We start from the raw sequence: 21,528 nt of genomic DNA, 5'->3' as shown, positions 1-21,528 counted from the left end.
GCCCGGCCGTCAGTCCTTCACGGGGGCCGGGACGGCGTCCCGGGGCTCGGGGACCGCGGCCGCCGTCCCCTCGTCACCGCCGTTGATGCGCTCGATGACCGCCAGCCGCTCCGGGGTGTCCTCCGGCTTCAGGTACCCGACCAGGACGTACAGCACCAGCGAGACCGCGAGCGGCACGGAGACCTGGTACTGCAGCGGGACCCCGCCGTCGACGTTCCAGTTGATCGGGTAGTTCACCAGCCAGAACGCCAGCAGGCCCAGGGACCAGCTGGTCAGCGCCGCGGTCGGGCCCGAGCGGCGGAACGGGCGCAGCAGGCCCAGCATCATCGGGATCGCGATCGGGCCCATCAGCCCCGCCACCCACTTGATGACGACCGTGATGATGTCCTTGAACGTGGGCGAGTTGACCTGAGTCGCCACCGCCATCGACAGGCCGAGGAAGACCACCGTGGTGACCCGGGCCGCGACCAGCCCCTTGCGCTCGCCCCAGGCCCGCGCCTGCTTCGACAGCACCGGCGCCACGTCCCGGGTGAAGACCGCCGCGATCGCGTTGGCGTCGGAGGAGCACATGGCCATCGTGTGCGAGAAGAACCCGACGATCACCAGGCCCAGCAGGCCGTGCGGCAGGAGCTGTTCGGTCATCAGGCCGTAGGAGTCGGAGCCGTCCGGCTTCTGCGCGTCGACCAGCAGCGGCGACATCCACATCGGGAAGAACAGCACCACCGGCCAGACGAGCCACAGCGCCGCCGACAGCCGCGCGGAGCGCTCGGCCTCGTGTGCGGTGGCCGTGGCCATGTACCGCTGGGCCTGGTTGAGCATGCCGCCGTTGTACTCGAACAGCTTGATGAACAGGAACGCCAGCAGGAACACCGTCCCGTACGGCCCCACCAGCGGCTTGTCGTGGCCGTGCAGCGCGGGCTGGTCCCACGCCTCCAGGAAGCCGATGCCCTTGTCGTCCAGCTTCAGCACCACGGCCACGAACATCGCGACGCCGGCCAGGAGCTGGATGACGAACTGGCCGAGCTCGGTCAGCGCGTCCGCCCACAGGCCGCCGATCGTGCAGTAGACCGCCGTGATGCAGCCGGTGATGAGGATGCCCTGGTTGAGCGACACCCCGGTGAACACCGACAACAGGGTGGCGATCGCGGCCCACTTGGCGCCCACGTCCACGATCTTCAGCAGCATGCCGGACCAGGCCAGCGCCTGCTGGGTCCGCAGGTCGTACCGGTTCTTCAGGTACTCCAGCGGGGAGGCCACGTGGAGCCGGGAGCGCAGCCGGTTGATGCGCGGCGCGAACAGCTTGGAGCCGATGGCGATGCCGAGCGCGATGGGGAAGGACCACGTGATGAACGAGGTGACCCCGTAGGTGTAGGCGATGCCGGCGTAGCCGGTGAACATCACCGCGCTGTAGCCCGACATGTGGTGCGAGATGCCGGACAGCCACCAGGGCATCTTGCCGCCCGCGGTGAAGAAGTCGCTGACGTTGTCGACGCGCTTGTGCGACCACACGCCGATGGCGACCATCACGCCGAAATAGCCGATGAGCACGGCCCAGTCGAGACCGTTCATGTGCGCCCTCCCAGGGTTCAGCCCGGCGCTCATCGTGGGTGCGGGCGCGTGAACACGACAAGTAAGCGGAAGGTCAAGGGGAGGCAAAAATGTTCGGAGTGCTGTCCTGGGTTCATCAGTATGAACGAGCCGGGCACGGGCGTCCGCCGCTGGGGAGGGGCGGGGAAGGACCTACCGCGAGGCGTCGTCCTTCAGCTCGTCCGGGCACGGCGTGCCGCGCGGCAGCTGGTACGGGGCCGCCAGCCGGTACGTCCCGGACTTCGGCGCGAGCAGCACCGTCCACTTGTCGCCCTGGGCGTCCTCGTCGGTCTCGTACAGGCACCCGTTCAGGTTGGAGAACGACTTGGGCTCGCCCTCCTCGCGGTGCTTCGACGCCTCCGTCTCCTGCGGCGCCTTCAGGCTCTTGCCCTGCGCGTCGACGATGCTCAGCCACGGCGAGTAGGGGATGCGGATGAGCACCCGCCCCGCCCGCTGCACGTCGATCGTCCACTCGCCCTGCTCGGCCCGCTGCACCACCGCGTGCGGCTCGGCGAGCGGCGCCGGGTCGGTCACCCGGAACAGCTGCCAGTTGGCGTCGCCCCAGATCTGCGTCAGGTAGGGCAGCCCCCGCTGCACCAGCTCCCGCTCCCGCTCACCGCCGTCCCCGTCCGGCTTGTCCTTCGGCACCACCACGAAGTGCACGGCCCACCGCTGGAGCCACTCGTGGTAGTTCGCGGAGTTCAGGGTGTCGTCGTAGAAGAGCGGGTTGCGCTCCATGTCGGCCTGCCGGTTCCAGCCGCGCGCCAGGTTCACGTACGGCGCGAGCGCGGACGCCTCCCGGTGCGAGCGGGCCGGGACGACCTCCACCCGCCCCTTCTCGGCGCCGACGCCCTGGAGCTGGTTGACCAGCGGGGCCAGCTCACGCGCCCACGACGCGGCCGGCGTCGTGCGCACCACGTCGTCGACCGACTTGAAGCCGATCCAGGTGACGAACCCGGCGATCGCCACCACGATCACGTACCACTTGCGGGTGCGCGGCACCGCGAACGGCAGCGCGCACACCAGCACCACCCCCGCGAACAGCATCGCCAGCCGCGTGATGTTCGACCCGATCTGCGAGCTGACGATCCACACCCCGAGCACCGCGAGCCCGTACACGGCCGCCGTGATCCGCACGGTCTTCCAGTCGTGCGGCACGACCAGGAACACGATCACCGCGTAGACGAACGGCAGCGACGCCGAGCCGAACGACATCGGCTGGGTCCCGGAGAACGGGAACAGCCACGCCGACACCGCGACCACCGCGGCCGGGGCCAGCCCCAGCGCCCACGCGCCGGGCCGCCGCTTCTGCAGGAACAGCGCCACCGCGATCAGGCCCACGAACAGGCCCGCGACCGGCGACGCCATGGTGGCGAGCGCGGCGAGCGGCGCCGCGCACAGCGCCTTCGCCCAGCGCTTGTAGCGCCAGCGGTGCGGCCAGCAGAAGACGACGGCCACCGCGCCCAGCGCGAACACCGTGCCGAGCCCGAACGTCACCCGGCCCGACGCGGCGTTGCACAGGAACGCGAACACCCCGGCCACGGCCGGCCACACCGGGTTCCTGACCGGCCGGCAGCGCAGCAGGACCAGCGTCAGCAGGGCCGCCGACAGCGTCCCCGCGATCATCATCGTGGTCCGCACCCCGAGGACGGACATCAGGTACGGCGAGACCACGCTGTACGACACCGGGTGCATGCCGCCGTACCAGGCGAGGTTGTACGCGGAGTCCGGGTGGCGGCCGACGAACTCGGCCCACGCGTCCTGCGCGGCGAGGTCGCCGCCGCTGTTCGCGAACGTGAAGAACCAGACGAGGTGCAGCACACCGGAGAGCGCGGTGACCGACAGCACCGGGTGGCGCCCGAGCAGGGCCGCGAGGGCGTCCAGCCGGGCCCGGAAGCCGGACCGGCCGGACCCGCCGGGCGGTGCGGCCGGGGCGGGCCGTCCGGGTTCAGCGGGTGCGGGAGCGTCCGCGGGCACCCGTATTCGCGGGCCGGCGTCCGGGCCCGGACCGGTGTCGTCGGCGCGTGTCGGCTCCGCAGTGGCCACCTGAAGGCACTCCCCGTCCCGTCTCTTCTTCTGTCGACCTGTGCGTTCGGCGGCGCCCGCACGCCGGCCTGTCCCGTTTCGTGACGCTAGCACGCACCCCGTGGGGCAGCCCCCTCGGTGGGGGCGCCCCGACGGGGTGCGCGGGGACCGGCCGGGGGCAGGCCGGCGGCCGGCCGGTACAGCTAGCCGATCCGGGTCAGCTTGTCCGTGAAGCCGGGCTCGGTGAGCTCCTGCTGCAGGGCCACCGGCACCTTCACGGCGCCGCTGTCGCCGTCGCCGACGGTCAGCGTGCCGACCTGGGTGCCCGCCTTCGCGGAGTGCGGCAGGTCGTCGGCCGGGGCGAAGGACAGCTTCACCGTGAGGCCCGCCCAGCCGACGGCCGGGACGTCCTCGGTCACCACGACCGGCGTGTGGTGCCCCATCAGGTCGTCGACGTACCCGACGACGTCACCCTTCTTGAGGATCTTCGACGCGGTCATCGACTCCTGGGCGGCCAGCATCGCGGTCTTGCTGACCGCGTTCACCGTGTCGATGATCGGCGCCTTGTGCTGGCCGAGGATCGCGCCCACCAGGGTCACCGTCTCACCGCCGACCTCCTCGGTCGCGGCGAACAGCAGGTTGCCGCCGGCCTTGGTGGTGCTGCCCGTCTTCAGGCCGATCGCGTGGTTGTACGGCACCAGGGTGTTGTAGTTGCGCCACTTCTGCCCCGACGGGTCGGTCCACTCGGGCAGCCGGGTGATGTCCGTCAGCGCCTTGATCTTCACCAGCTCGTTGCCCAGCTTCACCTGGTCCTCGGCGGTGGAGACGGTGGTCTCCTTCAGGCCCGAGGCGTCGGTGTAGGTGGTGTTGGTCATCCCGAGTTCCTTGGCGGTGTCGTTCATCTTCTTGATGAACGCGGTCTCGGAACCGGCGTCCCAGCGGGCCAGCAGCCGGGCGATGTTGTTGGCCGACGGGATCATGATCGCCGACAGGGCCTGCTTCTGGGTGAGCTTGTCGCCCGCCTTGACGGTGTTCAGCGTCGACTCGCCGTCGGCGTCGTACCCGCCCTCCTTCTCGGCGGTCGCGTCCACCGGGATGGCCGGTCCCTCCTCGCCGGACTTCAGCGGGTGGTCCTTGAGGACGATGTACGCCGTCATCGACTTGGCGACGGACCCGATCGGCACGGGCGTCTGCTTGCCGAAGGAGTCCACGGTGCCGACGTCGTCCACGTCCATCCAGCCCTGGCCCTCGCCCGGCCAGGGCAGCTGCACCTTGCCGCCCTCGAAGGTGAAGGAGTCCTTGGCGGTGAGGGTCAGCTCGGGCTTCGGGAGCGGCCGCACGGCCTGCACGATCGCAAAGACGATCACCAGCAGGATGACCAGCGGCGTCCAGATCTTGATCCGCCGGGCCAGCGTGCGCAGCGGCGTCGGCGGGGGCGGCGGGGTGTTCGTCAGCTCGGCCAGCAGGTCCAGCGGCGGCTTCGGCGGCACGGGCTGCTGCTGCGTCCGCTCGGGACCGACCTGCGGCACGACCGCCGTCGCCTCGGAGGGCTTCACCGTCGGCAGCGCGGTGGTCGCCTCGGCGGGGGCGGTCGCGGAGGCGGAGGCCGCGGGGCTCGCGGGGGCCTTGGAGGTCCCGGGGGTCGCCGGGGGCGTGACCTTGCGCAGCACGGTCGTCGACTCGGCCGGCTTGGGCTTGCGCACGTCGGGGTCGTCGAGCGACTTCAGCGCGACGAACTTGCTGGTGCGCTCGGGGTCGGGCTCGGGGGTGGAGCCCTTGGGGGCGGAGCCCTTCGGGGCGGCGTCCTCGGGCTCCGCGTCCTTGGGCTCTGCGTCCGCGGGGGTGGCGTCCTCGGGCTCGGTGCGCTCGGGCTCGGCGTCCTTGGAGGCCGTGTCCTTCGGCTCGGCGTCCTTCGGCTCTGCGTCCTTCGGCTCGGCGTCCTCGGGGGCGTCTGCGGCGGGCTCGGCGTCGGTGGGCTGCGGCTCGGTGGTCTTGCCCTCGGGCGTCTTGCCGGTGCCGGGTGCGTCCTCGGCCGGGGAGGCGTCGGCGGGCTCGTCGCCGTCCGGGGCCGGCGCGGCGTCGGCCTTGTCCGCAGGGGCGGTCGTGCCCTTGGGGGCCGGGGAGGCGTCGCCCAGCTTCAGCATGGTGGTCGGCTGGTCGACGGCGCGCTCGGGACGCGGGGCCTTGAAGATCGCGGTGGGCTGGTCGACGGGGGCGTCGGCGGTGTCGTCCGCCGTGTCCGCCTCGGCGCGCTCGTCCTCCGCGTCGGCGGGATCGCGCCGGCCGGAGCCGGCCTCGGCGGGGGTGTCCTGGTCGGCCGCGTCGCTCTCGGGGGCCGTGTCCGCGTCGGCCGCACCCTCGGTGTCCGTCCCGGCGTCGCCGTCGCCGTCCTCCGAACGGCCCTGCGCGCCCTCGGAGGCGCCCTGCGCGCCCTCGGAGCCCTCGGCGACCCCGGAGTCCTCCCCGGCGCCGCCCGAGCGCCCGGAGCCGCCCTCGGCGTCCCGCGAGGCGCCCTCGGCGTCGGAGGCATCCGCCGACTCAGCGGTGTCCGCGGCCTCCGCCGTGTCCACCGGTTCCGCCGTATCGGCCGCGTCCGCCGACTTCTCGGTCTTCCCGGTCTTCTCGGTCTTCTCGGACTTCCCGGAACCGTCGGTACTCCCGGCCTCCTCGATCGCCTCCCGGACCGAGAACACCCGCGTGGCCGTGTCCACGCCGCCGCGCGCCCCGGCGGACTCCCGTGCCACGGCCATCCGCGGATCCCGCGTTTCCCGCGCTTCCCGCGCTTCCCGCGCCTCGGGAACCGGCCCCGCACTCCCCGACGTCGGTTCTGCCGACGACTCGCGCTGCTTCGACCTGTCGGGGGACTCGCCCGCCACCGATGCCTCCTCGATTACGTTCCCGTACGACCCGCACAGCGGCCGCTTCGTAGGGTGTACCGCCCGCCGGACCACCGCTCCACCGTGCTGTCCGAACCGTGTACCAGTGTCCTGTGTGCGAGCCCGACCCGAGCGGTAGACGAGAACGACATACCTGCCGGTTCCCTTACAAACAGGTCACGCACCCTCGACAGACCAATGTGAGAGGGGTCACCCTGTCATTCATCCACGCGGGGAGGCATGGATGGGCAGGAGCCGCAGAACACTTCCGGAGGAGCTTCTGTTGCTGGCACTGGACCCGGCCACGGGTACCACTGCACAGCCGCAGTCGCTCGATCTCGGTCTGGCCGGAGCACAGCTAGTGGAGCTGGCGCTGGCCGGACGGATAGCCCCAGACGGGGATCGTATCGCCGTGGTCGTGCCACGGCCGACAGGAGATCCGACCTTGGACTGCGCGTTGGAGTTGCTGCGACGACGCGGCGCTCCGGTGCGGGCGGTCCACTGGATCGGGGGCCCACGACTGGGCCTCCGTCAGGTCTACCTCTCGCACCTGGAGCGGTGCGGCATGGTGCATGCCGTCGAGGGCCAGATGTGCGGGGTGTTGCCGACGACGCGCTACCAGGCGACGGACACCGCGATCAGCCGGGAGATCAGGGCCCGGCTGGACTCGGCGATCCGCACCGGCGTGCCGCCGGACCCGAGGACGGCGGCGCTCGCCGCCCTGGCCCACGCGGTCGGTCTCGGCAAGCACCTGTATCCGGGCAACGAGGGACGCTCGTCCCGCTCCCGGCTGCGGGACCTGATCCGGCACGACCCGATGGGCGGACTCGTGGCGCACGCCGTGATGGACGTCCAGAACGGCGCCGTGGCGCAGCCGCGCCGGGGCGCCCCACCGGCACCCGCCGGCCGGCAGCCCGCCGGTGCCGGAGGCAGGGCGGTGCCGGAACCGGCGCGGGGCGTCCCGACGCAACCGCACCGTGGCTCGATGGCACGCGTCGTGGCGCACTGAGCCGCAGCCGCGGCTGCCGTCACGGTCGCAGCCGTGGTCGCAGCCGCCGTCACGACACCTGAGGACCCGTTCGGGAGCCGCCGCGTCCGCGCGGGGCGTCGGAACCGTTCGCACCGCGAACGGCAACGGCGTCCCGCGCGGAGGCATGTCCGGGCAGCCGCGGGGTGGGGGAAGAAGGGTTTCTCCACCCGAACTGGCGCGTACCGACCGCATATCCACCATTTTCCAGCGCTGGTGAGGACCTTGGTGGCAGTCTGCTCAACAGCAGATACGCAAAGTGTCACGTCAGGTACACAGCGGAGGTGCACGTCCCGTGGCGTCCAGTGTCAACCCCACCGTCCGGCGGCGCCGGTTGGGCCAGGAGCTGCGCCGGCTCCGCGAACTCAAGGGCATGACGGCCGAGGAGGTCGCCGAGCGCCTCCTGGTGTCGCAGTCGAAGATCAGCCGCCTGGAGAACGGCCGGCGCAGCATCAGCCAGCGCGACGTGCGTGACCTGTGCGGGGTGTACGAGGTCGAGGACCAGCGCATCGTCGACTCGCTGATGCAGATGGCCAAGGACTCGCGCCAGCAGGGCTGGTGGCACGCCTTCGGCGACGTCCCCTACAGCGTCTACATCGGCCTGGAGACCGACGCGGCGAGCCTGCGGGTCTACGACCCCCAGGTCGTCCCCGGCCTCCTGCAGACCCGGCAGTACGCGGAGGCGCTCATCGCGGGCGCCCTGCCGGAGACCGCGCAGGCCGAGGTGGAGAAGCGGGTCCAGGTGCGCATGCGCCGGCAGGAACGCATCTCCAGCCCCGACAACCCGCTGCGCCTGTGGACGGTCCTCGACGAGGCGGCGCTGCGCCGGGTGGTCGGCAACAAGGAACTGATGCGCGAGCAGCTGGAGTTCCTGGTCGAGCAGTCGCAACTGCCGCACGTCACCGTGCAGGTGATCCCGTTCGAGATGGGCGCCCACCCGGGCCTCAACGGCCAGTACGCGATCCTGGAGTTCCCGGACGCGGCCGACTCCAGCGTCGTCTACATCGAGGGCGTCACCAGCGACCTGTACCTGGAGAAGCCGAACGACGTGCAGAAGTACAGCGTGATGTACGAGCACCTGCGGGCCCAGGCGCTGAACGTGGAGCAGTCCCGGCAGTTCATCGCGGACGCGGCGAAGCAGTACGCGCGCTAGGCCGTACCGCGCGGATCACATGGGGCGGCGAACCGTACACCCTCCCTAGTCCGCGGCGGAAGGCTCCACTGGAATATGCCATCCAGTCGAGTGAATCACTGCTCCGTCCGGGAGAGCGGGCGAGTAGCGTCGATCACGCCACCGAAGCAACAGGGTTGGCGCGATCCGAGCAACTCCCCTCACAGGCAATACGGAGCAGAAATGGCAATTCGTCAGGGCAGCACGGACACGTGGACCAAGTCCTCGTACTCCACCGGCAACGGCGCCTGCGTCGAGATCAAGTCGCCGGTCGTCGGGGCCATGGCCGTCCGTGACTCCAAGGTCACCGAGGGCCCCACCCTCGGCTTCCCGGCCGCCGCGTGGAACAAGTTCGTGGCCTCGGTCAAGGCGTAGCAGGCACCCCTGCCCGCACAACTGCACAAGCACCACCGGAGCCCTCTCGACCAGTTCGCCGTCCTTGCCGAGAGGGCTCGGCTTGTGTCCGGACCCGGTTCAGCCGAGCTGCGCCTCGATGGCGGCGAGGACCTCGGGGGCGTCGGGCTCGGTCTGCGGGGAGAAGCGCGCGACGACCCGGCCGTCCCGGCCGATGAGGAACTTCTCGAAGTTCCAGCGGATGTCACCGGTGTGCCCCTCGGCGTCGGCGACGTCGACGAGGCGGGCGTAGAGCGGGTGCCGGTCCTCGCCGTTGACGTCGACCTTCTCGGTCAGCGGGAAGGTCACGCCGTACGTGGCCGAGCAGAACTCGGCGATCTCCTCCGCGGAGCCGGGCTCCTGCCCGAGGAACTGGTTGCACGGCACCCCGAGCACGGTGAAGCCACGGTCCGCGTACTGCTCGTGGATCCGCTCCAGCGCCGTGTACTGCGGGGTGAGCCCGCACTTGGACGCGACGTTCACGACGAGGACGACCTTCCCGTCGTACTGCGACAGCTCGGCGTCCCCGCCCTTCAGGGCACCGATCCGCACGTCGAGGGGCGAGGAGGAAGCATCAGTAGTCATGCGCGGATGCTAGCCCGAGGCCCCGACCACCGGCCGCCCCCGCCCCGACCCCGGCCGCCGTCCACGCGCGCGGCCCGCACCGGCGGCACGCGCGTCCTGGCGGCTGCGCTGCTGCCCCTCCCGCACACCGCGGGCAGTCGTGCCGCAGGGCGGCACGGGTGGGCGCGGCGGCACCTCGTCAGCGCCGGGCCGCGCGACCCACCCCCGGGCAACCCCAACGCCGCCCACCCCGCACCCACCCCCGGGCAACCAGGGCGGCGGTTCACCTACCCCCCGCCCCCACCACCGCATCCCCCACCCCCGTCCGCGAATACCGCACCGCCCGCCCCACCCGCCGCCGCTCCACCAGCCCCGCGTCCAGCAGCACCCGCAGGTGCCGCCCCACCGACCCGAGCGCCATCCCGGTCACCGCCACCAGCTGCGTCGTCGTCAGCGGAACCCCGAGCAGCACCAGCACCCGGGCCCGCCCCGCCCCCATCAGCGCCTCCAGCGCGGCCCCGGCGGCCCCGGCCCCGCCCTGCTCCACCCCGGCCAGCACCCCGACGCACGGATACACCACGGCGAACCGCCCCCGCTCACCCCCGCCCGACCGCTCCCGCTCCTCCCAGGACACCCACCCCGCCCGGGGGGTCACCGGCACGAACACCAGCTCGGCCCCGGAGACGTCCCGAGGCGGGTACTCGTGCAGGTTCACCTGGAAGCGACTTTCCCCCAGCCACCGCGTCCCCGGCCGCAGCGAATCCAGCACCGCCGCCCACCCGCCCTCGCTCACCTGCGCCGTCCGCGCGGCCACGTCGGCCTCCAGCACCCGCCGGCGCCGCCCCCAGTACGGCCGTACGGTCTCCTCCCACACCCACTCCAGCACCCGCGCGGCCCGCTCGCCGAGATCGTCACGCGCGAGGAGCCCCGGCAGCTCCCCGCCCCCCGCAGCCGTCCGCAGATGGGCCCGGGCCGCCTCCCCGGACACCCCCCGCACCCGTACCAGCGCCTCCTCCCACCCCTCCCCGTCCCGGGGCGTGGGCGTCAGGAAGTCCGCGATCCACTCCCGCCCGAGCCCCACCCGCACCAGCTCCCGGGCCACCGGGTCCGCCGCGAGCAGCGCCCGGTAGTCCGGCCGGTGCGCACGCAGCCACCCCACCTCCCCGGGATGCGCCCCCGCCCCGGAGTGCAGCAGCTTCAGGCTCGCGAAGACCTCCGCGTACGACGACACCACGAACCGGCTGCGCGCCACGGTGTCCGCGTCGACCTGCCACCACCCCACGAGAGCCCCCTCCGCCCGAGCCCCGACCTTTCGCCCCCACGCGAAACGTTAACGACCCCGCACACCCCGCTCCCACACTCCGACCATGTCCACGCAGAAATCCACCCCCGGCGCTCCCCGCACCCCGAACCCCGCAGACTCCCCGGGCCCCGACCCCACCCACCGCCCCCGCTACACCGACCTCTTCCGCACCCCGGAGTTCACCCCGCTCTTCCTCTCCTCCGCGGCCCACACCGCCGCCCAGACCCTCACCGGCCTGGCCCTCGGCACGCTCGTCTACGAGGCCACCGACTCCCCGCTGCTGTCGGCGCTGAGCATGTTCGGCCCGTCCCTCGCCCAGGTGCTCGGCGCCACGGTCCTCCTGTCCGGCGCCGACCGCCTGTCGCCGCGGGCCACGCTGACCGGCATCTCGGCGACCTTCGCCCTCGGCACGGCGTTCCTCGCGGCCCCGGGCCTCCCTCTATGGTCCCTCTTCCTCGTCGTCCTGGTCCAGGGCCTCGTCGCGGCGCTGGGCGGCGGCGTCCGCTGGGGCCTGCTGCACGAGCTCACTCCCAACGACGCTTACCTCCCCGCCCGTTCGGTCTTCAACATGATGTCCGGCCTCACCCAGGTCGCCGGGTACGCCACCGGCGGCGCCCTCCTCACCACCCTCGCCCCCCGCCCGACCCTGCTCCTCGGCGCGGCCCTGCACGCCGTCGCCGCCGCGGTGACCCGCCTGGGCCTCACCCCGCGCCCGGCACGCACCCGGGGCCGCCCGACCCCGGCGGAGACCTGGCGCACCAACCGCGTCCTGTGGTCGTCCCGCCCGCGCCGCCTCACCTACCTCGGCCTGTGGCTGCCCAACGGCCTGGTCGTCGGCTGCGAATCCCTCTTCGTGTCGTACGAACCCGGCGCCGCGGGCACGCTGTTCGCCTGCGCGGCCCTCGGCATGCTGGCCGGCGACCTCACCGTGGGCCGCCTCCTGCCCCCCACCACCCGCCGCCGCCTGGCCACCCCTCTCCTCCTGCTCCTCGCGACCCCGTACACCCTCTTCGCCCTGCACCCGCCCCTGCCCGTGGCCGCCCTCTGCGCGGCGCTCGCCTCGGTCGGCTTCGGCGCGAGCCTGGTCCAGCAGGAACGCCTGATGAGCCTCACCCCACCCGAACTCGGCGGCCACGCCCTGGGCCTGCACTCAGCAGGCATGCTCACCTGCCAGGGCCTCAGCGCCACGGCAGCAGGAGCAACAGCCCAACTCACGTCCCCACCCACAGCAATGACCCTCCTGTCCCTCACGTCCCTGGCTGTAACAGCAGCCCTGACCCTGCCCCGCCGCCCCTGACCCCCCTCACCGCCCGACCCACCACCGCACCCCCCACCGAACGAGCACCCCCACCCCCAGCGACACGAGAATGGCCCCCCAGTCGATGACATGGGGCAACCCGGGAAAGAACCCGAAGAAGAGAATGCCGACGACGAACCCCCCGACGAGCCCCACAGCCCCCCACCGCCGGCGCCGCTCCTCCACCCGCTGGGAATGCTCCTGCTCCTGCTGCTCGATCATGAACGGCTCACTTCGTGATGTGATGACACTGACTGACCCGTCGCACCCCGTTCACGACGAGGTGCGCACACGCCTTGCCGTAACGAGGGAGTCGCTGCGGGGAGTTGTTCCGCATCGGGTCGATCTTGCACTCGCTGTGCGTCCTGCCACGTGAGGTGCGGTATGTCCGGTTGTTCGTGTCGGCATAGGTGAAGTCGATGCGCCAGTTGCAGAAGCCGGAACTGAGGGCCGCGACGAAGGCACAGTCCACGCCGGCGTTCTGGTACGTGATCCGTTTGCCCGAGCCCCGGATGGCGTGGGTGAACATGCACCCGGTGGGCACCTTCATCGTCATGCCACCCACGCTGTACTCGAAGGTGCGCACGGGAGTCGATCCGATCGCGGTGGCGTGGGCGGCCGTCGCTGCGGAGAACACGAGGGCCCCCGTGGCGACGAATGAGGTGACGAGTCGTGCGAGGCGAGGCCTGACCAAGGGGATCCCCTCCGGTGTTCCCGGGCTGAGTACGAGTACCGGGAGAACCGCCTCCGGCCGACCCCGGTTGTCCCCTCCGGGCGCCTTTCATCACCACAGGTGATCACCTCATGTGCCCGCTGACGTGCAGAAACGATCCCTGGCCCTGTGAACCGTCCTGAGTGCCGTGGGCGAGGAAGCGACCGTCGGAAGAGCGGTACGGGGCGCCCGCACGCAGCAAGTGATCCACGTCACTTTTGATCATCGCCAGTGACATTCCCTGCTGCCCGCCCGCTGCGATGTATGGGCCATCTATCTGTCGGGTGTGCCCCTTGCTGCCATTCGCTGTGGCCGTCTCGGCCATGACTGGGGGGAACGACGTGGGTCGTCGTGGAACGCACGCGTACAGACCGCTGAGCCTGAAGAGGCGGGCCTGGCTGACGCTGGGGGCGGTGGTGCTGGGCGGCGGGGGAGTGGTGACGTACGCCGTCGCCAGCCCCTCCGGCGACGGCCCCGGTGGGGGCGACGGCGCGCGGCCGAAGCGGCCCGTGAAGGTGTACGACCTGGCCCTCCAGGGCACCGGCGGCGACCGCCGCGAGCTGAGCCGCACGGACACCCGGCAGTTTTCCCTGCTCGGCGTCACCTGGGCCGGCGCGGGCAAGCGCCTGCACGGCACCGCACAGGTCCGCACCCGCAGCGTGGAGACCGGCGACTGGACCGCCTGGCACGACCTCGACCTGGACGTGGACCCGCTGGACAAGCCGGGCCCGAGGGTGCGCGGCGCGTCCGAGCCGGTCTGGGTCGGTCCGTCCGACGGCGTCCAGGTGCAGGTGGTGCGCAAGAACGGCACCACCACCCCCCTCCCCAGGGGTATCGAGGTCAACCTGGTCGACCCGGGTGTGGTGACCGACGCCGAGACCGAGCCGGACGGCAACGGCAAGGGCAACGGCGACGGCACCGAGCCCGCCGCCTTCGCCCTCGACGGCACCGACCCGTCGACCTCGACGACCCCGGACCCCTCCGCGGACGCGTCCACCGACCCCGACGCCACCACGTCCCCCTCCCCGACGGACAACCAGGCGACGGCCACGACGTCCCCGAGCCCGGCGGACACCTCACCGGAGGGGAGCACCAGCTCCTCCGCCACCACGCCCCCGCCCGCGACCACCACCCCCACCCCGACCGCCACGGTCCCCACCGCACCGCCGTCCACCGCCCCGAGGCCGCAGATCGTCCCGCGCGCGGACTGGGGCGCCGACGAGTCGATCAGCCCCGAGGCACCGGAGTACAACACCGACGTCAAGGCCCTGTTCGTCCACCACACGGACGGCACCAACGACTACACCTGCGACCAGTCCCCGGCGATCGTGCGCAGCATCTACGCGTACCACGTGCAGGTCAGCGGCTGGAAGGACCTCGGCTACAACTTCCTCGTCGACAAGTGCGGCACCCTCTTCGAGGGCCGCAAGGGCGGCGTCGACCTGCCGGTCCTTGGCGCCCACACCTACGGCTGGAACCGTGAGGCGGCCGCCGTCGCCGTCATCGGCGACTACACCCAGACCTCCGCGACCGACGCCGCGCTCACCTCCATCGCCCGCCTCGCGGCCTGGAAGCTCGGCCAGTACGGCGCCGACCCGGCCGGCACGACCCAGCTCGTCGCCGGCGCGACGCAGAAGAACCTCGCCGGGACCAGCTTCACCACCGGCACGAAGTACACGTTCCAGCGGATCTCCGGCCACCGCGACGGCTTCAACACCCTGTGTCCCGGCGACCTCCTCTACAACCAGCTGCCGAAGATCCGCAGTTGGGCGGCGGGCCCGGCGCAGGGCCTGAAGGTCACCTCGGTCGGCAGCGCGACCCTGTCCGGGACGACGTACTACACCAAGGGCGCCGTCAAGGTCGGCTGGACGACGACCACGCCGGGCACGCTGATCTCCCGCTTCGAGCTGCTGGTCGACGGCAGGGTCACGGCGACGGCGGCCGGTACGGCCACGTCCGCCTCGGCCACCCTGCCGCTCGGCACGCACTCCGTGGCCGTACGCGCCGTGCACGTGTCGGGCCGGGCGACGACGACGGCGGCGCTGAAGGTGGTCGCGGAGACCACCGCACCCACCTTCCCCACCCCGCCGACGCTCGCGCTGCGCACCGGCACGGTCAGCACGACGTCCGTCCCGGTCACCCTGTCCTGGAAGGCCGCCGACAACGCCGCGCTCCACTCGGTGAAGCTGCTGACCCCGACGACGGCCACCTTCGGCCCGACGGTCACCAGCGCCGGCAGCACGGCCAAGCCCGGTACGGCGTCGGTCTGGTCGATGCGCGCCTACGACTACGCCGGCAACTACGCCACCTCCTCGCCCTCCTACACCCCGGTGGTCCTCCAGGAGACGTCGGCGGTGAGGACGGGCACGTGGACGACGCGCTCCTCCACGAGCTACCTGGGCGGCAAGTCGTACTCCAGCTCCGCCAAGAACGCCGCCCTGACCTGGACCTTCACGGGCCGCTCGGCCTCCTGGGTGGTCTCCCGCGCCACGACCTCGGGCCAGGCGTACGTCTACGTGGACGGCGTGAAGGTCTCCACGGTCGACCTGAAGTCGGCCACCACGCTCTACCGCCAGGCCATCTGGACGAAGACCTGGCCGACGACCGCGAAGCACACGGTCAAGATCGTGGTGGTGGCGACGGCCGGCCGCCCGACGATCACCACGGACGGCTTGGTCTACCTCAAGTAGCCACGACCCAGCGCACGTCGATCGGGGTGCCCGCGCACCCGCCCGAGGCACCCCGATCGGGTGAAAGCGCACCCGTGCCGCAACTGCCGCCCCGCCCACACGGGTCGTACACGTGCAAGCCTCCACCGACCCCCCGGGGGACAGCACATGAACAACCAGCACCCACATCACCCGCACGACCCGAACCAGCCCACCTGGCCGCCGGAAGGCTACGGCCCCCCTCCCCAGCCGCCGAAGAAGACCAGTGTCGGCAAGATCGTCGGCCTCGGCTGCGCGGGCGTGATCGGACTGGTCGTGCTGATCGGCGTGATCGGACTGGCCGTGGGCGGAGACGGCGACAAGGACGACACGACGAAGAGCAGCGCCCCGCCGACCGTGCCGGACACCGGCAGGACAGCGGACGACCTGCCGGAGCAGGACGCCAAGTCGAAGCAGGCGGTGACGCTGAAGGCGCGCACGACGGCCTTCTCGAAGAGCATCCTGGCCACTGACGGCGACTACACCAGCGTCCTCGTCACGATCACCAACAACGGCGACAAGCCCCTCGACGTGAACCCGCTCTACTTCACGGTCACGGACAGCAACGGCACCAAGCACACGACCGAGCTGGCCGTGGATGAGAAGCAGATCGCCACGGTCGAACTGGCCCCGGGCGAGAACATCTCCGGCACCGTCACGGGCAAGAACACCTTCGCACCGAAGTACGTCACCTACACCGACGGCTTCCTCGGCGATTCCTACCGCGCAGACGTCTCCTGACCCCCGCCCAGCCGGCAGCGGGATCAGTGCACACAGAACTCGTTGCCGGCCGGATCCCGCAGCACGGTCCAGGCCAGCCCCGGCACACTGTGCTCACCGACGACGCTCGCCCCCAGCCCGACCAGCCGCTCCACCTCGCCGGCCATGCCGGTGCCCTCCGGGGCGGCGAAGTCGACGTGCACGCGGTTCTTGCCCCGCCGCTCCTCACCCACCCGCTGGAACCCCATCGCCACGGGCTGCGCCCTGACGATGACGAAGTCCCCGTGATCCTGCGCGACCTCGCCCCCCAACGCGACGGCCCACCACTGGGCCAACTCCTGCGGCTCCGCGCAATCCACCGTGATCATCACTGCTGTCAGACTCATGACCGGCACCCTAACGAGGACCACTGACAGACAACCCGACCGAGGCGAGGGCCCCAACTATGGTGGCCGCGTGGACAGCATCCCCGCCAACCGGCGCCTCTGGAACCGGATCAGCAGCGCCTACCAGCGCGAGCACGACCCACAGATCGGCGCCACGCCCCGGCTGTGGGGCATGTACTCCATCCCCGACGCGCACGTGCAGGCCCTGGGCGACGTCACCGGCAAGCGCGTCCTGGAACTGGGCTGCGGCGCCGGCCAGTGGTCCAGGGCGCTGGCGGCCGAGGGCGCCGACGTGGTCGGCCTGGACCTCTCCGAAGCCCAACTCGCAGCAGCAAAGGCGTCGATGGGAACGCCCTGCTACCCCTTGGTGCAAGGCGCCGCCGAGCACCTCCCTTTCGCCGATGACAGCTTCGACCTCGTCTTCTGCGACTTCGGCGGCCTCAGCTGGGCACCCCCGCACCGGGCCGTCCCCCAGGCCGCCCGCGTCCTGCGCCGAGGCGGACGCCTGGTGTTCAACGTCGCCAGCCCGTGGTTCGAGACCTGCTACGACGAAGCCACCGCCCGCGTGACCACGACGCTGCACCAGGACTACTTCGGCCTGCACACCATCGCCGAGGGCGACGACGCGACCAGCTACCAACTCACCTACGGCGACTGGATCAGGGTCCTGCGCGCCGCGGACCTGATCATCGACGACCTCATCGAGCCCCGCCCCGATCCCGGCACCCGGAACGGCTACAACGAGACAGACCCACCGGACTGGGCCCACCACTGGCCTGCAGAAGCCCTCTGGGTCACCCACAAAACGTAGGGCCCGCGGCGGCGCGTGGGTCAGATCTGGCCGAGGTCGATCTCCACCTGGAAGGGGGCCGCTGCCTTGAGGACGCCGGTGAAGACGTCTCCGTCCCGGTAGGTCAGCGTCGCGGGGTCGAGCACGTAGGTGCACACGAGAGGCACGCCTGTCGCCGCCTGCTCGATCCGCCAGTAGAAGCCGATGCCTGCCTTGGCGTACTGATCCACCTTCACGATCCGGTCGGTGGTCTCCGAGCCGGGCAAGACCACCTCCGCGACCAGGAGTACGTGCTCAGGCCGAGTAGGGGTCAGGTCGATCGTGTCTGCGCGGTACCACGACGACGTCCGGGCGACGATGGGTGAGCGGGAGGTCTTGGAGCCGGACGTCGAAGTCGGTATCGGCATTCCACTCGGATCCTGCGGCTGCATCCAGGGCGTTCGCCAGAATCCGGGCGTGCCGGTTGCGACGCTTGGACGCACTCGGACTGTTTGTGGTGCCCCAGATCGAGAACTAAGGCCCGTCTTACTCTGCTCAAGAGCGCGCGCAGAAGGCGTACACAAAGAGGACGTGCCTGGTACTGACGCGTTCCGGGAAGACAGTGCTATAGATTGCATCCTGCTCCCGGATCTGGCGCTTTTGCGGGATGACGCTAGCGCCTGGGCAGCTACCGTGGTTGCAGCTGATTCTCACCCGGTCGTCGGATAACATCTTCGGCCCCACCCCCACGCCCCCCGTGGCCGTCCGTCCGGTCGCCCGTTGCCTGGTGCTTCTGCCGCCGTCAAGCCCGCTGAGGGCGCGCCCCTCCCGGCCTCGTCGGATGAAGCAGACCGTCGCAGCCCGTGTCCATGAGCAGTTGTTCGGTCTGCGGGGAGGGGTGGTGCAGCAGGAGGAACGCCTTGGACTCGGCGGCATGCTCGGACACGTCGAGGAAGACGCGCAAGCCGCTGTCGTCACAGCGCTCGACGGTGGTCAGATCGACGTCGATGAGGGTGATGCCGTCCCGCAGACACTGCTCCAGAGCGGCGCGCACCTGGGCCGCGGTGGCGGGGTCGATCACACCGGCCAGGGTGACCAGGGCCCGCGCCCCCCGGTCGTGGCGGTAGATGTTCAGCCGCGGAAGAGTCATGACGCCTCGGTTCAGTCGCTCGGATCCTCGGGTGCTCCGGAGCCTGTATCCACGTCCTGGGATCGCGTCGCCGCGGGCCGGGTGGGTGCCGGGGCGGGGCTGCCGGGTCGCCTGTCGGACGTCCGGACGCCGGCCCAGGGCGCGGGGTGCGGCTGGGGCGCGACACGACCACGGCGACCGGGCCGGGGGGTGCTGTACCGGTACGCCGCGATCCTGTCGGCGTGCTGGAGCCCGAGCCGGTGGATCACGTACGCCGCCACCGCGACGAGGACCAGGAAGGCGACGATCGTCAGGAAGGCGGTCATGGCGGCCACCTCACATACCGACGATCAGCCGGCTGGCCGGCCCTGGCGGACCGGTCTGCCCGGGAACGGCCGCGGGTACCGCCGGGGCGCCGCCCTCGTACTCCCATACCTCGTCCGGGCGCCCTGGCCGGTCGTCGCCCGGGACGTCGTCGAGGGCATCGTCCGCGGCGATGAGCGCGCTCGCGGTCAGCGGCGGCCCGTCGTGCCCGGACGCGGCTGCCATCAGCCGGGCCGCCGACGCCGCCCCGGTCCCGGGCGGAATGACGAGGAGGTCCCAGCGGCCGGTGCCGTAGGAGAGCAGCAGCAACTTGTGGGGGTCGAGTTCCGGGGTGAACCAGCCGGCCTTGACGATGTGCCCGGCCACGGGGATCTTGCGCGGGATGACAGGCCAGTGCTCGGGGTTGACGGCGATCCGGGTGATGCGGCCCCAGAGGGGATCCAGTACGTCCATGAGCGCCGGGAGTTCGTGCAGCAGGTCTCGGGACCTGGGCCACCAGGCTCCGTCCAGGAGTCCCCGGGGGCCGTCGGCCTTCAGGGCGAGGCGCGCGGCCGGGGCTGCGGCGGGCTCGGCGAGCGGCAGGGTGGGGAGCAAGGTCGCCGACATGATGCGGACCCGTCTCCGGGCCGCTTGTGCAGCGGCCCGGGTTTCTTCGTTCGCCGGGAACGACCCGGCGTGGAAGCCGGTGTGCGAGATGCCCTCGGTACTGACCACACTACTCCGCGTTCCGTCGCAACGCGGAGGGGCCGTGTGGTCGCAACGCGGAGGGACCGTGTGGCGAGGGGCGGTGCACGAGCGGGGGTGGCCGTTCCCCGATCACGCGTCCGCGCGGCTTCTACGGCGCCGTCGTCGAGCCGGACGGCGGCGGACCGGCGTGACCGTTCGCCGGGCGTGACACCGGCCCGTACTCCTCCCGGGCGTCCGGGCGGCCGCCCTGCTGGGGGACGGATCCGAGCCCTGTTCCCCGCTCCGGCCCCGGCCCGTCGCACCGACGTGTACCGCGCCGCAGGAGGTGGGGCAGGAACGCGTAGAAGCGGTCGGGAAGGAACACAGCGTCGGCGACGATCATCGTGCCCGAGAAGAGCGGCAGTCCGAGCACCACGGCGATGGCGACGTGCATGCCCAGCAGCACGGTCAGAACCGGGTACTTGAGCCGGCCGAAGAGCACGAACGGGAAGGCGACCTGGGTGAGGACGGTCAGGTAGCCGGCGACCGCCATCGCCAGCGGACACCGGTCCATGGCGTGGGAGAGCGCGGGCCACGGCTGGAAGAGCTCTAGGTTCAGCACGTAGTGCAGGGCGGTGCCGTCGTCCCAGAACGAGCCCTGGACCTTGTACAGACCGGCCGATCCGTACAGGAAGCAGACCTGTGCCGCGATCACGAGGACGCCGCAGTTGTGCACCACGGTGACCAGCGTCCGGCGGGCCACACGCAGGTCCGGAGCGACGACGTGGCGCGTGCGGGCGACGTCCGTGCGCGCCGCCTTGATCCGCGCGCGGCGTGCGTCCAGTGACCAGCGCCGACCGCACGCGGTGAGCGTGAGGTAGAGGGCCATCAGCAGCAGGAGATTGTCGCCGCCGTCCGTCATGAAGATCGCCCGGGCGTGGAAGGAGACGACCACGCCCGCGAACAGCAAGGACGTGGCCCGGGTCCGCCAGCCCAGCAGGAAGAGGGCGGACGTCAGGAGGGCCAGCGCGTAGCAGAGCTCGAAGTAGGTGCGGCTGTCCGACAGGAGCAGGAAGCTCCACCAGCCCGTCTGGTCGAAGAGCTGCGCCGCCAGTGAGGGTGTCCACGGGGAGCCGGGACCCCAGATCTCGTCCCGGTGGGGGAACTCCCGGAGGAGGAAGGCCAGGTAGAGCAGCCCGTACCCGATCCGCAGGACCGCTGTGGCGTACAGGGACACGGGACGGCCGGTGAGGAGGTCCCAGGCACTGTCTGCCCGTGCGAGGAGCAGACGGTGGACGCGGGCCCGTGCCCCGTCATCGGACCCGCCCGGTACGGCCGGGCCGACCGGGAGTGCACGGACCTTCTCACTTCCCACGGGGGGCCACCTTCCACCAGGGCAGGAGCCGGTTCTCCACCGGCGTAGGGGGCCGCCGGCCGGCCGCCGCGCCAGGCGCGGCGACGGGCGAGGTGACGACCCGCAGCTGGATGAACTCGAACGTGCCCGCGCGCCGACCGGCGACGCGGTCCGCGGCGATGTTGCTCAGGTACGTCTGCATCATCACGGCCCGGGGAGAGTGTGCCCTGTCGTCCGCGCCGTGTGTGTCGACGTAGGAGGTCCAGGCACGGCGCAGGAGGTTCTGCGCCGTGTGGCTGGGAAACGGGTCGTGTGCGACGGCGGCACGGTCCAGGGCGGTCAGGTCGATCCAGGGGCTGACCCGCGCTGAGCCGTCGGGCCCGCTGTGCGCTGTCCTGGCCCACACCCTGCGGTTGACGGAGTCGGGGTTGGGGGCGAACAACTGCCAGTTCTGCTCGAAAAGGGGATACACCCACGCGACGACCTGCCGGCTGTACCGCTGTGAGACGGGGTTGGG

At 71.5% G+C, this 21,528-nt stretch carries 20 protein-coding genes and 1 pseudogene; 7 read left to right on the top strand and 14 right to left on the bottom strand.

Translation table 11 applies throughout. The features are described from left to right. Positions 1 to 9: 9 nt before the first annotated feature. The 3 genes from AQJ30_RS16635 to AQJ30_RS16625 form a co-directional block, all read right to left on the bottom strand. The gene (locus AQJ30_RS16635) at positions 10 to 1,569 is read right to left on the bottom strand and encodes a sodium:solute symporter family protein (RefSeq protein ID WP_067234144.1); all 1,560 of its coding nucleotides are present in this window, start codon (positions 1,567 to 1,569) and stop codon (positions 10 to 12) included. A gap of 171 nt (positions 1,570 to 1,740) precedes the next feature. Next, on the bottom strand, positions 1,741 to 3,633 hold the full coding sequence (locus tag AQJ30_RS16630; protein ID WP_067234142.1) for a hypothetical protein: 1,893 nt from the start codon (positions 3,631 to 3,633) through the stop codon (positions 1,741 to 1,743). A gap of 182 nt (positions 3,634 to 3,815) precedes the next feature. Continuing rightward, positions 3,816 to 6,362 (bottom strand): D-alanyl-D-alanine carboxypeptidase, encoded by a 2,547-nt coding sequence (locus tag AQJ30_RS16625; protein ID WP_245726961.1) that lies wholly within the window; start codon positions 6,360 to 6,362, stop codon positions 3,816 to 3,818. A gap of 370 nt (positions 6,363 to 6,732) precedes the next feature. Between AQJ30_RS16625 and AQJ30_RS16620 the strand changes: the two genes are divergently transcribed. From AQJ30_RS16620 to AQJ30_RS16610, 3 genes are all read left to right on the top strand, one after another. Next, the gene (locus AQJ30_RS16620; RefSeq protein ID WP_067234139.1) at positions 6,733 to 7,497 is read left to right on the top strand and encodes a GOLPH3/VPS74 family protein; all 765 of its coding nucleotides are present in this window, start codon (positions 6,733 to 6,735) and stop codon (positions 7,495 to 7,497) included. Positions 7,498 to 7,810: 313 nt separating this feature from the next. Continuing rightward, positions 7,811 to 8,668, top strand: coding sequence for a helix-turn-helix domain-containing protein (locus AQJ30_RS16615; protein ID WP_067234137.1), 858 nt, complete (start codon positions 7,811 to 7,813; stop codon positions 8,666 to 8,668). Positions 8,669 to 8,869: 201 nt separating this feature from the next. After that, entirely contained in the window at positions 8,870 to 9,061 is a 192-nt protein-coding gene (locus AQJ30_RS16610) for a DUF397 domain-containing protein (RefSeq protein ID WP_067234134.1), read from the top strand. A 99-nt stretch (positions 9,062 to 9,160) separates the two neighbouring features. Here AQJ30_RS16610 and AQJ30_RS16605 read toward each other — a convergent pair whose 3' ends face one another. Together AQJ30_RS16605 and AQJ30_RS16600 are read right to left on the bottom strand one after the other, a co-directional pair. After that, positions 9,161 to 9,664, bottom strand: coding sequence for a glutathione peroxidase (locus AQJ30_RS16605; protein ID WP_067234131.1), 504 nt, complete (start codon positions 9,662 to 9,664; stop codon positions 9,161 to 9,163). 262 nt (positions 9,665 to 9,926) lie between these two features. Then, on the bottom strand, positions 9,927 to 10,925 hold the full coding sequence (locus tag AQJ30_RS16600) for an ArsR/SmtB family transcription factor (protein ID WP_067234129.1): 999 nt from the start codon (positions 10,923 to 10,925) through the stop codon (positions 9,927 to 9,929). A gap of 85 nt (positions 10,926 to 11,010) precedes the next feature. On the opposite strand from AQJ30_RS16600, the gene AQJ30_RS16595 reads away from it, so the two are divergent. Then, positions 11,011 to 12,243, top strand: coding sequence for an MFS transporter (locus AQJ30_RS16595; protein ID WP_245726960.1), 1,233 nt, complete (start codon positions 11,011 to 11,013; stop codon positions 12,241 to 12,243). 6 nt (positions 12,244 to 12,249) lie between these two features. Here AQJ30_RS16595 and AQJ30_RS16590 read toward each other — a convergent pair whose 3' ends face one another. After that, positions 12,250 to 12,465, bottom strand: a complete 216-nt coding sequence (locus AQJ30_RS16590) for a hypothetical protein (RefSeq protein ID WP_067234126.1) — start codon at positions 12,463 to 12,465, stop codon at positions 12,250 to 12,252. A 7-nt stretch (positions 12,466 to 12,472) separates the two neighbouring features. After that, positions 12,473 to 12,829, bottom strand: coding sequence for a hypothetical protein (locus AQJ30_RS36960; protein WP_245726959.1), 357 nt, complete (start codon positions 12,827 to 12,829; stop codon positions 12,473 to 12,475). A 449-nt stretch (positions 12,830 to 13,278) separates the two neighbouring features. On the opposite strand from AQJ30_RS36960, the gene AQJ30_RS16580 reads away from it, so the two are divergent. Together AQJ30_RS16580 and AQJ30_RS16575 are read left to right on the top strand one after the other, a co-directional pair. Then, on the top strand, positions 13,279 to 15,645 hold the full coding sequence (locus AQJ30_RS16580) for a peptidoglycan recognition protein family protein (protein WP_107119615.1): 2,367 nt from the start codon (positions 13,279 to 13,281) through the stop codon (positions 15,643 to 15,645). Positions 15,646 to 15,792: 147 nt separating this feature from the next. Next, on the top strand, positions 15,793 to 16,404 hold the full coding sequence (locus tag AQJ30_RS16575; RefSeq protein ID WP_067234118.1) for a DUF4352 domain-containing protein: 612 nt from the start codon (positions 15,793 to 15,795) through the stop codon (positions 16,402 to 16,404). Positions 16,405 to 16,427: 23 nt separating this feature from the next. Here AQJ30_RS16575 and AQJ30_RS16570 read toward each other — a convergent pair whose 3' ends face one another. Beyond that, positions 16,428 to 16,769: a VOC family protein gene (locus tag AQJ30_RS16570; protein ID WP_067234116.1), complete on the bottom strand. Its 342-nt coding sequence runs from the start codon at positions 16,767 to 16,769 to the stop codon at positions 16,428 to 16,430. A gap of 70 nt (positions 16,770 to 16,839) precedes the next feature. Between AQJ30_RS16570 and AQJ30_RS16565 the strand changes: the two genes are divergently transcribed. Next, positions 16,840 to 17,580 carry a class I SAM-dependent methyltransferase gene (locus tag AQJ30_RS16565; RefSeq protein WP_067234114.1) on the top strand — a complete coding sequence of 247 codons (741 nt, stop codon included), beginning with the start codon at positions 16,840 to 16,842 and terminating at the stop codon, positions 17,578 to 17,580. 20 nt (positions 17,581 to 17,600) lie between these two features. Here the strand turns inward: AQJ30_RS16565 and AQJ30_RS16560 are convergent. From AQJ30_RS16560 to AQJ30_RS16535, 6 genes and pseudogenes are all read right to left on the bottom strand, one after another. Continuing rightward, positions 17,601 to 18,048 (bottom strand): annotated as a pseudogene (locus tag AQJ30_RS16560) (Uma2 family endonuclease); the annotation flags it as partial. Positions 18,049 to 18,340: 292 nt separating this feature from the next. Next, entirely contained in the window at positions 18,341 to 18,688 is a 348-nt protein-coding gene (locus tag AQJ30_RS16555) for an STAS domain-containing protein (RefSeq protein WP_067234112.1), read from the bottom strand. An 11-nt stretch (positions 18,689 to 18,699) separates the two neighbouring features. Beyond that, positions 18,700 to 18,993: a hypothetical protein gene (locus AQJ30_RS16550; protein WP_245726958.1), complete on the bottom strand. Its 294-nt coding sequence runs from the start codon at positions 18,991 to 18,993 to the stop codon at positions 18,700 to 18,702. 10 nt (positions 18,994 to 19,003) lie between these two features. Next, entirely contained in the window at positions 19,004 to 19,705 is a 702-nt protein-coding gene (locus AQJ30_RS16545) for a DUF5994 family protein (protein WP_067234109.1), read from the bottom strand. 121 nt (positions 19,706 to 19,826) lie between these two features. Next, entirely contained in the window at positions 19,827 to 20,945 is a 1,119-nt protein-coding gene (locus AQJ30_RS16540; protein WP_079084121.1) for an HTTM domain-containing protein, read from the bottom strand. A 76-nt stretch (positions 20,946 to 21,021) separates the two neighbouring features. Further along, a partial coding sequence (locus AQJ30_RS16535; RefSeq protein WP_245726956.1) for a DUF5819 family protein occupies positions 21,022 to 21,528 on the bottom strand: 507 nt, incomplete at its 5' end.

It is taken from the genome of Streptomyces longwoodensis, assembly GCF_001514125.1.
Classification (GTDB): domain Bacteria; phylum Actinomycetota; class Actinomycetes; order Streptomycetales; family Streptomycetaceae; genus Streptomyces; species Streptomyces longwoodensis.
Note: the sequence above shows the minus strand (reverse complement) of the source record. Positions and strands in the feature narration are given on the sequence as shown.